This is a genomic window from Phyllobacterium sp. 22229, assembly GCF_052056495.1.
In the GTDB taxonomy this organism is placed as follows: domain Bacteria; phylum Pseudomonadota; class Alphaproteobacteria; order Rhizobiales; family Rhizobiaceae; genus Phyllobacterium; species Phyllobacterium myrsinacearum.
Map to the genome: position 1 here is coordinate 58075 of NZ_JBQEPA010000008.1, position 13518 is coordinate 71592.

Sequence of the window (13518 nt, forward strand, 5' to 3'; positions counted from 1 at the left end):
CCTGAGACCGATGGCCCGACTTATTCCTTTCCGAGCACCGAAAATGGCTTTTGGCGGGATGTAGCTGACATCGACACTTGATTTTGCAGGTTCGCGGAGAACGTGTTTCGAAGTTCTGCCGTTTTCGAGCAGCCGAGCCGTTCAAGCGGAATATCACAAGAGGGAAGAGGGCCCTGCAGAATGTGTCTCGTCGTTTTGGCCGGGTACAATCGTCCGCTCTGAGCCATCGCAACGATGTCTTCCGGCGTAATCGACTCGCCATCACGCCATGCCGTAACCCGCACTTCCTCATATCCCAAAAAGACAACAGGCAAGGATGCGAGATTGAGTCGTTTTGCGACGGTGAGGCGGTGGTGCCCATCCATGACGAAATGGGCGTCCTTGTGCGCCATTATCGGCTCTGTCCAACGACCGTCGGAAAGTATCTTGGCTTCAAGCTCTTCCACTCTCGACAGATCCACCTCTTCCGTCGGCGAAAGCCTGAGAGGGTCGAAAAGGCAATATACAGAGGCCATTGTAGCTCCTTTCCACTGCGTCGCTCGCATCCACGTGTCGACACCTGATTAGGTGCAAAATCTTCAACCTAGATGACGCGGCTGCTCCGCTCGATGCGCCAGCACACCCAGAACCGCCGGCAGATTTCCGTGGCCGCGAAAATACCGCAGAGCACGATGGGAAGCATCCGGAAACCGAAGAGCGCCGAGAGCGTGACGATCAATATTCTGACGTCGCGCCCGAGCCGGAAATAGGCATGTCGATCCTTCGATCGCATCCAGCTGTCGTAAAGCAGCCCGGTGTAGCTGCTGGCCGAAACGGCCACCAGCGCGCAAAGCGTGATGATCAGATACCCCTCTCCGTAGTGATCGGAGGACGTCAATGGCCAAGCAAGCGCCAGCAACATCGCGGCATCAAAAAAGCGGTCCAGCGTCAGATCAAGCCAGGAGCCGAATGTCGATTCTTTCCCCTGTAGCCTCGCCACCTCGCCATCGGCTTCGTCGAGGATACCGCCCATGAGCCAGCAAATACCGCCAATCGCGAGCGGCAAGTTCCGGCCGTCCAGAAACAGCAAGACGGCCAGAAGCGCGAAAAAGGCGCCGGCAAGTGTCACGTAGTTGGGATGTACGCCAGCCGCTGCAAGCGGTTTGGAGGCGAGATGGCAAAGATGCCGAACGATCAGGCGCGATACTGGCCCATCCATGGACCGCTGGGAGGCGCGCATCTCCAGGTGGCGCTTGACACCCCCTAGCAAGTCGGGCGCCATAGGCGCGACATTTATCGCTTCCTGCCTCCGATAGAGAATGAGGGGCACGTTTTGTGCTCCATTTACGGAAAATGCCTGGCAAAGCAAAATCTGCGCACCGTGGATCTGGCAAGCTGCCCTGATCTTCTGCAGCAAGCTCTTCTTTTCCAAGTCATTGCTGCTATCGGCGCGACCCGCAGCTGCCATGTCAGCTACGTCCAGCGGCATAAATCTCGTCAAAAGCGCGAGTCCCGAGTGATAGACGACGATGAGCGATTGCTCTTCTGCGTGGGGGATCTCTTGCCGTGCACCGGAAACTAGGGAGAACTTTTGCCTATCGGCGAGCAGCCGCAGCTTTTCCCAGATCTCCGGCGCCAGATTGTCTGTCCCGACGATGGCGACCGTAACTTCCTGGAACGATCGCTGCAAAATCTGCAGATTCCGCGCGAAACAGGAAGATCCGTAAGCTCGTGCAAAGAAATAATTCGAAATCAATGCCGGATCAGAGACCTTTTCAAGATCGATTGCGTAGATAGCTGATTGCATTTTGGGCCACCTAACCGGAAATAGCCGATTTCTGTTTGTTGATTACGCCTGACTGGGCTGCGATGTGTCTGTCGATGTGAGCGACAACCGCGGCGCCAACATTTCTCATTGCTTCGTAGCTCTGTGCGCCGACATGTGGCGTGCAAACCACGTTTGGAAGGTCGAGGAGTTCGTCGGCCGGATCCAGCGGCTCTGAGTGAAAGACATCCAGCCCGGCGCTCGCAATCTTGCCCGAGCGCAGCGCAGCCAACAGCGCCGATCGATCGAAGATGCCGGCTCTGCCAGTGTTCACGAGCACGACGCCGTCGGGCATAAGGTCAAACTCGGCCTTGCCAATCATTCCCTCCGTTTCCCGGGTGAGGGGGAGATGGACCGAGAGAGCAGAGCAGCCGCTGAGCACACCTTCCAGATTGGTGAAGGACGCTCCTGTCTGTTCAGCCGCTTCCTGCTTTTCCCGCTTCATCGGCGAACGGTCAAAAACAGAAATGTCAAACCCCAGGGCCGCGCTTCGTTTGGCCATGATGCGGCCGATTTGACCGAAGCCGAGAATACCCAGCCTCTGGCCTTCAATATCCCGTGCCAGCTCCGAGTATTTGATTGCCCAGTTACCGGCCTGAAGCGCGGACGTGAATAGAGGCAGGCGTCTCCACGCACACAGCAGCAGCGCGACAGCATGATCCGCCACAGAACTGGACGCGGCAGGAGTGGCGTGGACTTCGACACTACGGGCGCGGGCAGCGTCCATGTCGATGTTGTCGAAGCCTGAGCCTGCCTTGATGATGAGCCTCAACCGTGTTGCCCGCTCGATATCGGTGGACGTAAGCACGACATGGCTGCGTAGCACGACGATGTCCGAATCGTGGAGATATCCTGAAAAATCTCCGTCCTTGACCTGTGCCACCTCATGGCGGGCCGCGAGCTCCTCGATCATGGAGCGATGATAATGGCCTAGAAGCAGGATTTTCATCGTGTACACCTCGTCAGTGAGAACAATTCCTTGTTTAGGCGCTCCGCGCCTCGGCTGCGTTGCTGACGCCCTGGACCGGTGCTGCGAAGATCCTTTCCGCGATCCGAAGATCGTCAGCGCTATCGATCTCGTACCATCGCAGGTCATCGCAACGCGCCGCCGCCATCCGCAATCCACGTCGCTCGATGAGATTGGCGAATAACTCCTCCGTATAGGCCTTGACGGCGCCGGTCCCGATCATCTCGTCAAGGAACGGCACGATCTTGCTCCTGAGATCCGCGGAACTCAGGCGCATCAGGTTCATTGTCTTGAAAAGAGGCGGAGACCCGTCGACAAGATTTGCAGCGGTCTGCTTCATCCGGACCTCGGCGATGTAACCCTCGTCCGTGAGCACGACCGCTGATCCCTCCATCGAGGCATCGAATGGAGCTACAGCCGATGTGTTCGCGACATTGTTTATTGTAAGATAACGGAGGGCGTTCACCTCGAAGAAGACGTCGCCTTCCAGCAGATAGCAATCGCCTTGAAGAAGCGCCTCTCTTGCCAGCCAGAGCGAATACGCGCTCCCTGTTTTTTCGAACACGGCAGACTCGACGTAGTTGATCTCGAGTCCGCCGAAGCGTGAGCCGCAGGCATACTGGATCGCGTCCTTGCGATAGCCGACGACGATGGTGACCTCCTCCACGCCGAGCGTCTCGAGATTTCGCAGGGCGTTGTGAAGGATTGGGGTTCCGTTGACCTCGACTAACGGCTTGGGGCGAAGGTCGGTCAAGGGGCGCAGCCGCGACCCAAACCCTGCTGCTAGGATGACGGCTTTCTTCGGATGATAGTTGGTCATTTGCGTCCCTTTTTCGATTGGAGCGTCGATCGGATCATTTCCAGGCGTTCAGCACCTCGACGAGCCGGGAAAGCCCGGTTTCGAGCATGTCAGGGGGGATCCCGTAAGAGATGCGGATACCGGCGGGATCGCCGAAAGCCGCACCTGAGACCGCGGCGACACCCGCTTCGCTGAGGAGCGAATTCACAACGTCGTCGGCAGTTACTGCCGCGCCGTTCGCCGTTCCTGAACTCAGCAGATCCGAGAGATCGAGATAGAAGTAGAAACCACCTTGGGCCTTCGGCACTGGAACTCTGGAAAGTGCCGACAGCACGTCGAGCCCGGTCTGCCTGGCGCTTGCGAGCCGGGAACGAAGCCGTCCCTCGTAAACACCGTCGCCCTGGCGAAGATGGGCAAGCACGGCATGCTGTGCGATCACATTCGGATTGGAGGTCGTATGAGACTGCAGCGCCTTCACGGCGTTGACCACATCCTTCGGCGCCGCGAGATACCCGATACGCCATCCGGTTAGCGCCAGTGACTTGCTGAACGCATTGATTATCACGGTCCGTGAACGGACTTCAGGTACCAGGGTGACGATCGGATGGTGAGTCTGTTGGCCGTGGACGAAGTCTGCGTAGCATTCGTCGAAGATCACCCAGAAATTCCGATTGCTGGCGAGCTCTGCGATTGCGACAAGGGTCTGCACATCATAGACCGCACCTGTTGGATTGGCGGGCGTGTTGATGACAATCGCCCGGGTCCTCTCGGTTACCGCGGCTTTGATATCGTCGATACGTGGGAGGTAACCGTTATGACGCGTCCCGACAAAGACAGGAGTCGCGCCCGCAATCATGACTTGTGCCGGAAAGGTAGTCCAATAAGGTGAGGGGATGATGACCTCGTCGCCGGGGTTGAGCAGCACCATGGCCGTATTGAACAACGCCTGCTTTGCGCCGCTTGTGACGGCGATTTCGTCCGACTTCCAGACCTGCCCTGTGTCCAGAGAGACCTTTCGCGCCAGCGCCTCTCGCAGTTCGGCCAGCCCGATCGTGTCCGTGTAGCGGTTGACTCCGTTCTGGATTGCCTCGATCGCGCCGTTCCGGATCGTAGGGGCAAGGTCGCACCAGATTTCGCCGGCTGTGAGATCGACAATTTGCTTCCCCGCGTCGGCTGCGGCCTTGGCGGCCGCTCGTGCGGCGGCGGTGCCCGACGATTTGAACATGGAAGTCCGCTGCGCAAGCATGTGCGCCTCCTAAACCCGGATTGTTGACATTGGGTAGGCCGTTTCAACGCCGGCCAGCGCTCGATCTTACGCGTGTTTCGGAAGATATCGGTCTTCCGCGGCCGACAGCTCGTCGTACCGGAGGAGGCCAAAGACATCTTCCAACGTCGCGACGTCGGCTTCCACGCTCGCGATGCTTTCTTCCGCCAATATCCGGCCGCATGTGGCGCGCATTGCCGCAATGGCAGCACGCATATTATGGTTGGCCCAGATCACAGTCGAAATTCCGGCTTCGCGATAGGCCGATACAGGCGTCTTGTAATATTTCGTGGGAACGATCACCACGGGCAGCTTCCCGGTCCACCGCCGCGCGAATTCAAGAATCTCTGCGGCGTCGCTCTTGCGGGAATGGATGAGAACCGCGTCGGCTCCCGCATCGGCATAGGCATTGGCCCGCTCCAGGGCTTCGTCGAGGCCATATCCGGCGATCAGCGCTTCGATACGGGCCACAAGCACCATGTCCGGTACGCTGTCCTTCACGGCCCGAAGCCGACCGGAAAACTCGTCAATGTCGGCGAGCGGGTGCCGGTTACCAACAAAACTGTTCATTTTCGGAAAGCCCTTGTCCTCCAGGCATACGCCGGAGGCGCCGCGTTGCTGGAGCTTTGCTGCGAGCAGCCGGGCATTGTTGAAGTTTCCAAATCCCGAGTCACCGTCGACCAGAATGGGTAAACCGCTCGCATCCGCCAGGCGCTCGACAATGTCGACCACCTGTGTCCAGCTTGCTTCGTTAGCATCCCGATAACCGAGGCTCGAGGAAATGGAAAGGCCTGAGGCCCACAAAGCTTTGAAGCCAGCCTGTGCTGCAATCGCTGCCGAAAGGCCATCATGGGCTTCCATGATAAACTCGAGATTCCGAGATCCTATAAGATCAAACAGAGAAGTGTTTGCTCCCCGCAAGGGTGCAATTTCATCGCGCAGAGAAGAAACCTGTTTATTCATTGGTGCATCTCCCTCAACTGGCCAAATGATGTGTGACAGTTTTATGAAATGCAAGGAAATTTTCTCTAAATATTAGATATAGTCGTGAAATATCAATGGTATAGGGAGGATATACCGTGTTGGTACTATGATGTTGGCGTGGTGGCGAAAAAATAACGGCGTGGCTACAGGCACTTATCCGATATACCGGACAAATTTTGTCAAGATTTTTTCGATATAGCAAGCATCGAGAAAATAAAGCTGATACCGTCTCTCCTCATATTGTGTCGGCGAGAGTTTTCGCTGGAGACAGGGTGTGTTCGGAGGAGTGTCGAAATGCAACAGCAACAGCCACTGTTTCCCAGTCACGAAGATTTCAGTGATGATCATGACAAAGCTGGCCAAGTATATGCACGCGTCCGATCGGTCTTAGCATCTTATCAGATTGCGCCTGCCGCATTCTTAAACATTCGTACGATTGCCAAAGCCTTGAATGTCAGTCCTACGCCGGTAAGGGAAGCGCTCATCCGATTGGCGAACGAAGAGCTTGTGCTTCAAGCCCCAGCCGGCCGCGGATATTTCTCACGAATTCCGAGTGTCCACCAGATCGCGGCGGAATACGAAGCAGCCTATTCGATCATCAGTTACGCAATAAGGAAGAACATTCAAGATTTTTCGGTAACCGGCCTCCGAATGTTCAGAGAGCTTCAGGCAGACAATGTAGATGACCGAGCCGTTAACAGTGGCGTGAATGAGTTAGTGATCTGCCTGGAAAGCCTATACCAACGGTTGGCTGCGATCTCCGGCAATCCGATCTTGCAACTTCACGTACAGCACTTCATTGACAGAACAACGTTCATCCGCGAATTCGATCTCCTTAAACCACAGCGTCGACAGCAGATCGTGGAAAGCATGGCCCAATTCACAGGCCTTCTGGAAGCTGGTCGGAGTGAGGATGCGATCTCCAACCTTGAGCAGCAACTAAGGACCAAAACGAAGTTGCTTCCCGAACTAGTACATGGTGTTATGCAACGATCCGCCGGCGAAAATAGATCTATCGAAGCATTTCTGTCCGAAAGTCCTTTGAAAGGATGATCGAATTGTCCGCGCACCTGAAGCGTGATCCCGAGACTGAAGGACGGAAAATCCGGGACGATCTCGAATTCGCAACGGCCATAATGATCTACGCCATCAGGAAGAACCTTGGTGGCTTCAGCTTTTCAGGCCTGAGAATTCCTCGCATCGTCGAGACTTGGCAAGCGGGAAATCAAATGCTGGACTCCGAAAGCTTCGCGACGGATGTGGCGACTTTTCACGAGCATCTGTACGAACGGATCGTGGCCCTTGCCCATAATCAGGAAATGACTCGCCAAATGTGGGAGTTGAACGAACGAACCCGGATATTTCGCGAAGGTGAGTTGCGTCGACCGGATGCGGCAAGAGATATTCTCGATAAGACGGCAAATCTTCTAAACGCGTTGTTTAACCGCAACGATGAACTCTGTTCCGCCATTTTGGCCGAATGCGCAGAACGACGTTACAGATTAATAATGGAAACGTTCGCGCCCATGAGATTATAGCGACTATATCCACGCCGCCGCGCTCGTGAAAAACCGCCGGCTATCCATTGGGCATTCTCAAGACATTGACCAGTGAAGCTCACCGGGACGGAAGCCTGCGTTGCCGGCGCAACGCAAGAGACTGCAATTCCGTGGTAGTGTATCAGGTCCGGCTCACGCCCGAGTGCATGGCGGCCCTCGGCCTTGTTGAGCAATGGACGAACGACAGAAAAATCGTGCTTGCGAGACCGTGGACCGAGCGACGATCGGACCTTTCACCATATCGCTGTCGCCAGGCCGATTCGCCGCGAGGTTATCGATGATCGGCCAGACGCAGGAAAGACCGATACCGAGTAGGAGGCGATCAGTTCGGCAATCGCTGAGGCGCCTGGCTCTTCCTGATTGGCATCCTGTCGATAAGTTGACGAGCGGCGACACCAGAACGAATATCGGGCGCGCGCAAATATGGGGGCAGCCTTCTCACCCGAGCCCGAGTTTTCTCTTCAGTTCGGCGTTCTCCCTGCGAAGCTGTTGCGCCAGGAGGCTCTTTAAACGCTTGTTTTCTTCCTCGAGCGCGACAAGATCTTTCAGGTCGTCCCCATCGGATGGTCTTGTAGCCTTCTTCCACTGATAGTAGGTCTGTTCAGAGATGCCAGCACGCTTCGTAGCGCTCTTGACGCTCCCACCGCCCGCGATTGATTTCTCAATTTCATCCAGCTTCGCAGCACGTTCCCTTGACGAGTAGACCTTTCTTTTTGTCCGAACGGCTGAAGGATCAACTGGGCTGGAACCTGTGGCTGTCGTCTGCACAGCACGTTTAGGCATGGTCCCGGCTATTCTCTTTGTCCGCGGAACTTTCTTTTTCGCGTCAGCGTCTCGCTCGGATGCCGGTATGGGTGCGGCCGCTTCGTTGGACGGCAGCGCTGGTTCAGCTTCCGTGGGTTCGGCCATCTCATGCTCCGCTTGCGGTTTATGTGCATCTTCAGTCTCAACGCGCACGAGGTTTGTGTCAACAAGTCGGATATTTGGCGGTTGAAAAGCCTCAGACTTCTCCCTTGTCTCCGCGGCCAGCGGCGAAAGGTCTACATCCCCCCAAATCGAATTACTTCGCTTTTGACGGCCGCGCTTCTGTTTGATTTCCACGGCGAATGGACGAGCCTGCCGTCTCATGACCGGGTCCTCGATGCAACATCACCCACGGGTCTATCTGCCTTTGCGGTTTCGGGCAGATTATGAGCCAGCTTCCAGAGAAGAGTATCACCCAGCACATTGGAAATCGCACCCAAGCTTCCCCAGGCGAGAGTAAGAATGACAAATGCCACCGTCCACAATGTCATGTGCGAATTCGCATAATTGTTCAACGTTAGTTGAACAGGAATGAAGATCGCGGCGAGTCCCGCGAGCGCCTTACCGAAGTGGATCATCAAATGGGCATGCAGGATTCTGTCGTGCATTTTCTACTCCTTTGAATGGATTCCCGGATTTTTCGAATAGCTCCAGCGTTGAAAGTCAGCCTGCTGTCACCGTAGCATGGGCGGTGAGCGCCTTGCCACCTCGCGGGAGGCTCAACCCGCGTGGGTGGCGCGAAGAATGCCACATTTTTGCACACGGAGTACGTCGTGCGATACATGAATCTATACTGAGAAGCGTGAAGCGATCACTAACCGGGGCGCCCTCATGCGCTGCACAAGCCGATGGGACATTATAAAATTCCGAACAGGGTGTGTATCATGAACCAGCTTGTGAGAGCTGACATGCCCAACACCACCAATGCCAAAATCTTGCGGATTGGCGATCCCCTCTACAGGCGCAATAAGACGGTTAAGCCGAAAATGGGAGGCAAAAGAACTAATAGTGCACTGACATAAATTTGACCTTTGTCGAACATCTTTCGCCTCGTTGCTGTTGGAGCGCCGAAGCAGTCGCACTCCGAGGTTTCGTTGCAGTATCGCCTCGTAGCGGTTGGCAGTTTGAGGTCGGAGATGATCCCGGCCCATCAAGGCAACAGTTCAAATGCTGAACGCCCCGTCACTCCGTCGAGAGCCGGATGTTATCCCGTAGCCCGTATTCCCGCGCCTTTCCCCGTCCCTTGGCGTTCTTGACCCATGTCGAGGTCACAAGCCCTCTTGCTTCCAGCGCCTCAAGAATTTCCTGCGCGGCTCCACGCGTCATGCCCGTGATCTCTACGATGCGTGTCACGGTCAGAGGTTCGTTTCTGGACTTCAGATCCAGCAGAACGGCCATCAGCCCGAATTGCCGTAACCGCGCGCCCGGCGTTTCGTCGCCGAACGAATCGAACAGTATCTGATTGAGCGCAAGGTCCATTATTAACTGCATGGATACCCGCTCTCTCGCGGAGAAAATTCGGTCTGCCATTATACCGGTTTCGAAGCCATCGCTTGCGGTGCGCCCCCGCTGTGCGATGCTCATTGACCCCTTGGTGATCGGGGAGTTCGAAACCGTGGTTAGACGGCCCTGTGACCTTTAGCCTGGTGAGCCTGTTTTATACGCCACAGGCTCCCCGACCATAAGGATCAAGGAGTGTGGTGCCATCACGGCCGACACCAACCGCTAACCAAGGGTTTCGACGCCCTTGAGGCAGCGCGTCTCTGCCTCGCGAGTATCCATACCGGACCACAATGGATTTGTCGCGGCCTCTTCGCGGTAAATGCGTTGGAGGCGGAGCCGACGGCGCGGACAATGACCGATTCTCAGTCTATCAGCGATAGTTGCGCCGGTTCGCCGCCCTCACTACCCACGAGATTTGCGATCGTCACGCCTATAAGACGGACGCCTTTCGCTATCGGAAATACCTGTTCGAGAAGCGCTCTGCTGATCTGCTCAGAATCCATTCGGTCAATGATCGCGTGGCTTCGTCTTGCTCCGCGTGATGTGCTCCCGTGTTTCTCGCCGTAGTCAAGCCACAAGTTCATGTCGATTTCGATAGCGTGCTTGGCGCCGGGTCTGAATGGTTGACTGGCCGGGTAGTAGGGACCACGCCGCGCTGTGCTCAACCGTCATCCGCTATCGCTCGAAAGGCGCATTGCGCGATGTCGGCGAGGCGCTCAGCTTGCCTGAGTACTTAACCAAGTCTCTTTCCTCGCAGGTCTGGGGCTGGTCCGAAGATGTTGAGGCCAAACGTGCCGCCAGCCTCAATCTCAATCCGGAGGATCGCCGATTGAGCCTGGCGATCGATCTTACCCGCCAGTTGATCGGCACACCGCGTCACCTGTCACAGCATCCGGGTGGCTTCGCGCTGGATTCGTGGAGGAACCGCAGAACTCCGCCGTGCGATATGCAGCGTCCCACGTTGACCATCTGACTAAAACACGTAGAACTCAATTAATAGGTAATCAGTAAGGCGCTTCTTGTGATGAAAGCATTTGAGCTGGTATTCAATATTGCTGCCTGCGCTGCTTTAGGCGTCTGGCTGTTTTCTGATAAATACTAGGCCGAAGCCGTCCTCGCGATGATCTGCTGTTTAGCAATTGCCTCCATATACATTCTCATGACTCAGCGAGAGAAGATTTATCGTATCTTCGCTTCCATTTCATTGTCCGTCATCGCTGCGACCGTCGGTATCGTTTTGCTACGACTCTCTGGCATAACCGGGTGAGAAGAGGTCACGTCTCCCCTGCTTGATGGATTTTGGATCCGAGCCCGAAATCACAATTACCAGGATCCGGGGAGATACCCTTACCCCACCGCCCCAGTGGGTGTGATCTCACATCGTCTCGCTGAAGGTGGAGGGCGAAACGATACGTTGATAATCTTTGAACTGGAGCAGAGCGGCGTGCCGCTTGCGAGCGGCAGGCCGCAAGGGAGGCTGCGCCGCGGCGAAGCCGCGCCCTTGCGCCCCTTGCCCTTCGCGGCTGTTCCGAAATGTTCCGCAAAGTGTGCGGAAGAGTTTAGTCTGGAGAAAGGCTTGGCTGGGATGAAGCTGGGGAAAGAGCATGGAAAAGGCAGAGATTGAGGAAGTGCGGAGCCGGGTCAGTTGCGCGGCGGTGCTGGAGACCGGTGGCTTTGCGGTCGATCTGAAGGAAAGCACACGCAAGGCGATCAAGTATCGCCGTGCTGACGATATCATCATCGTCATCCACGACGGAAAAGGCTGGTTTGACCCTCTCTCCGACGCAAAGGGCGATGTCTATTCTCTGGTTCGACATCTGGACGCCTGCGATTTCGTCGAAGCTTTTGCGCAGGTGGCGTCCCTTGTCGGCTTCGAGCCGAGCCCGCCTCAGTGGCAAAGGCAATCCCGTGCGACAGAGCCCGACCAGTCAATCCGGGATAGATGGATGGCGCGGCGCGCGCCGTGGCGTGGATCTGCAACTTGGCGGTATCTGCGCGACGAGCGGCACATCCCCGAACAAATCATCCGGTTCGCCATCGCCCAGAATGTTCTTCGCGAGGGACCGCGCGGAAGCATGTGGGCGGCTCATCTTGATGAAGCCGGCAATGTTACCGGTTGGGAGGAACGTGGTCCTGAATGGAGAGGCTTTGCGGCGGGAGGCAGCAAGGTCCTGTTTCGCCTTAGCCTGGCTGGGGCTATCCGCGTCTGCGTCACCGAGGCGGCCATCGATGCCATGAGCCTTGCCACGATCGAACGCATTCGAAGCGACACACTCTACGTCAGCACCGGCGGAGGGTGGTCGCCTGGCACGGAGACAGCAATTCGTGCGCTGGCCGCTCAGCCTGCAATTCGTCTAGTTGCAGCTACGGACGCCAATCCGCAAGGCGAGGTGTTTGTGTCGCGCCTGCGCGATCTTGCCGCCGAACTCTCGTGCGATTTCCAGCGGCTAAAGCCGACTGCGGATGACTGGAATGACCAGATAAGACGTCAGGTCCAAGGATAGGCCTAACATTTCGCTAGGTCCAATGCGGACGCGGTAACCGGTTTCAGACATCACCTGAAGAAACTGCTGGCGCTCGGTTAAGGTTGGCAGCTGGACATGACTAGCGACCGGAAGTTACATCCGTCGCTAGAATCTTACAGGCTCGTTGCTAATTCGCAAATTCTTACCATAGCGCGTTCTCGCAAGCGGTCCGTAGCAGAAAGTCCAAAAACAGTAGCGTCCCTTGGGTATGAAATCTTCGTTTTTAACGATCCGCCAACTGGCGGACCCAACACATGTTTCCGGCCCCGACCAAGAGCGTATTTCCAATGAGTATCAGGAACGACTGAAATATGAGTCCATCTATGCCACGAAATATGGCAAATTCACCAGATTGAGAAAAGCGCGTCGTTTGTAATTCTTTCTCTCAAAAATTGGGAGAAAGATATGAAAGTACTGAAATACTCTGATCGAGAGCTATGCCAGGAACTTTTTGAACAAATGTTCCGCGGTCGGGCAGCTGTTTTTCACGACCGCCTTAACTGGCCGGTCCAGGTCCGCGATGGTCTCGAAATCGACTTCTACGATCGTGAACTTGAACCCGTTTACATCCTAGATCTCGATGACCACGGGCATGTTCGAGGTTCACTTCGTCTGTTGCCGACCACTGGCACGACAATGATCCAACGGGAATTTCTCGACTTTTTTGACGAACCCGTCGACGTTGTCGATCCCACGATGTGGGAATGTACCAAGTTCTGTGTCCATTCGTGCGAGAGTGCGACCTCAACACGCTTGCTGATAGGATTGCACGATTTGTGCAGGCAGTGCGGCATTGAACGCGTCATTGGGCAGAGAATCCTCGAACTAATCGCATCTGGCTACGAAATCAAACAAATTGCGGATACGTTGGATGTTTCCCAAACCACAATCCGAAATCAGCTACGCTATGCCGTCGCGAAACTTGGATACACGCATCACAATCAGGCGGTTTCTAAGTCGATTCTCCTTGGCTTGATAAAGCCAGGAAACCTGAACCTCAATGTGGTCGCATTCGACGGAAACAACGTCTTTTCCGTGTAGAGAGTACAGCGACAGCCCGCTTCCCTCATGTCAAAGCGACGCTGTTTTCGCTCTGGTACATGAGCAGGGGTCATCGGCTGGGTCCAAGCGCATTAGGGGAAGCTCTGAATACTTCAAGCCTGCCCTCGCAAGCTCGGCCTCGACAAGTCGATTTCAGAGGGATTGAAGATGAAAGGGGGAAAAGAGAAAACTTGGTTGCCGCATGCCCGCCGGGCGCGTCAAGGGTGAAGCTCCGCCCGACTGCGCCGGCCTCTTGACCCGCCCGGAC

13 protein-coding genes and 1 pseudogene are annotated in these 13518 nt (G+C 55.8%); 5 read left to right on the forward strand and 9 right to left on the reverse strand.

Features of this window, described 5'->3' with window-relative positions:
* Window positions 1–20 precede the first annotated feature (20 nt).
* The 6 genes from ACTJJ7_RS11460 to aepX all read right to left on the reverse strand — a co-directional run bounded on the left by ACTJJ7_RS11460 (window position 21) and on the right by aepX (window position 5797).
* Window positions 21–515 (reverse strand): ParB N-terminal domain-containing protein, encoded by a 495-nt coding sequence (locus ACTJJ7_RS11460; RefSeq protein ID WP_353608071.1) that lies wholly within the window; start codon window positions 513–515, stop codon window positions 21–23.
* Between the two features lie 68 nt (window positions 516–583).
* The gene (locus ACTJJ7_RS11465) at window positions 584–1786 is read right to left on the reverse strand and encodes a CDP-alcohol phosphatidyltransferase family protein (RefSeq protein ID WP_353574349.1); all 1203 of its coding nucleotides are present in this window, start codon (window positions 1784–1786) and stop codon (window positions 584–586) included.
* 10 nt (window positions 1787–1796) lie between these two features.
* Complete coding sequence (locus ACTJJ7_RS11470; protein WP_353574348.1) at window positions 1797–2753, reverse strand: NAD(P)-dependent oxidoreductase; 957 nt, start codon at window positions 2751–2753, stop codon at window positions 1797–1799.
* A 34-nt stretch (window positions 2754–2787) separates the two neighbouring features.
* On the reverse strand, window positions 2788–3591 hold the full coding sequence (locus ACTJJ7_RS11475) for a phosphocholine cytidylyltransferase family protein (protein WP_353574347.1): 804 nt from the start codon (window positions 3589–3591) through the stop codon (window positions 2788–2790).
* A 34-nt stretch (window positions 3592–3625) separates the two neighbouring features.
* Entirely contained in the window at window positions 3626–4816 is a 1191-nt protein-coding gene (locus ACTJJ7_RS11480) for a pyridoxal phosphate-dependent aminotransferase (RefSeq protein WP_353574346.1), read from the reverse strand.
* Between the two features lie 66 nt (window positions 4817–4882).
* Window positions 4883–5797 (reverse strand): phosphoenolpyruvate mutase, encoded by a 915-nt coding sequence (gene aepX, locus ACTJJ7_RS11485; RefSeq protein ID WP_353574550.1) that lies wholly within the window; start codon window positions 5795–5797, stop codon window positions 4883–4885.
* A 315-nt stretch (window positions 5798–6112) separates the two neighbouring features.
* Between aepX and ACTJJ7_RS11490 the strand changes: the two genes are divergently transcribed.
* Together ACTJJ7_RS11490 and ACTJJ7_RS11495 are read left to right on the forward strand one after the other, a co-directional pair.
* Entirely contained in the window at window positions 6113–6871 is a 759-nt protein-coding gene (locus ACTJJ7_RS11490) for a GntR family transcriptional regulator (RefSeq protein WP_353574345.1), read from the forward strand.
* Between the two features lie 5 nt (window positions 6872–6876).
* On the forward strand, window positions 6877–7356 hold the full coding sequence (locus tag ACTJJ7_RS11495) for an FCD domain-containing protein (protein WP_353574344.1): 480 nt from the start codon (window positions 6877–6879) through the stop codon (window positions 7354–7356).
* A gap of 459 nt (window positions 7357–7815) precedes the next feature.
* On the opposite strand, the gene ACTJJ7_RS11500 is transcribed toward ACTJJ7_RS11495, so the two are convergent.
* From ACTJJ7_RS11500 to ACTJJ7_RS11510, 3 genes are all read right to left on the reverse strand, one after another.
* Entirely contained in the window at window positions 7816–8505 is a 690-nt protein-coding gene (locus ACTJJ7_RS11500) for a transposase (protein WP_353574343.1), read from the reverse strand.
* Window positions 8502–8789, reverse strand: a complete 288-nt coding sequence (locus ACTJJ7_RS11505; protein ID WP_353574342.1) for a hypothetical protein — start codon at window positions 8787–8789, stop codon at window positions 8502–8504. Before ACTJJ7_RS11505 ends, ACTJJ7_RS11500 begins: the two co-directional genes overlap by 4 nt.
* 574 nt (window positions 8790–9363) lie before the next feature.
* Complete coding sequence (locus ACTJJ7_RS11510) at window positions 9364–9672, reverse strand: MarR family transcriptional regulator (protein WP_353574341.1); 309 nt, start codon at window positions 9670–9672, stop codon at window positions 9364–9366.
* Between the two features lie 652 nt (window positions 9673–10324).
* Between ACTJJ7_RS11510 and ACTJJ7_RS11515 the strand changes: the two are divergent.
* The 3 genes and pseudogenes from ACTJJ7_RS11515 to ACTJJ7_RS11525 form a co-directional block, all read left to right on the forward strand.
* Window positions 10325–10594 (forward strand): annotated as a pseudogene (locus ACTJJ7_RS11515) (PHP domain-containing protein); the annotation flags it as partial.
* Window positions 10595–11288: 694 nt separating this feature from the next.
* Entirely contained in the window at window positions 11289–12188 is a 900-nt protein-coding gene (locus tag ACTJJ7_RS11520; RefSeq protein WP_353574339.1) for a DUF3991 and toprim domain-containing protein, read from the forward strand.
* A 426-nt stretch (window positions 12189–12614) separates the two neighbouring features.
* Window positions 12615–13250, forward strand: a complete 636-nt coding sequence (locus ACTJJ7_RS11525) for an acyl-homoserine-lactone synthase (RefSeq protein ID WP_353574338.1) — start codon at window positions 12615–12617, stop codon at window positions 13248–13250.
* Window positions 13251–13518 lie beyond the last annotated feature (268 nt).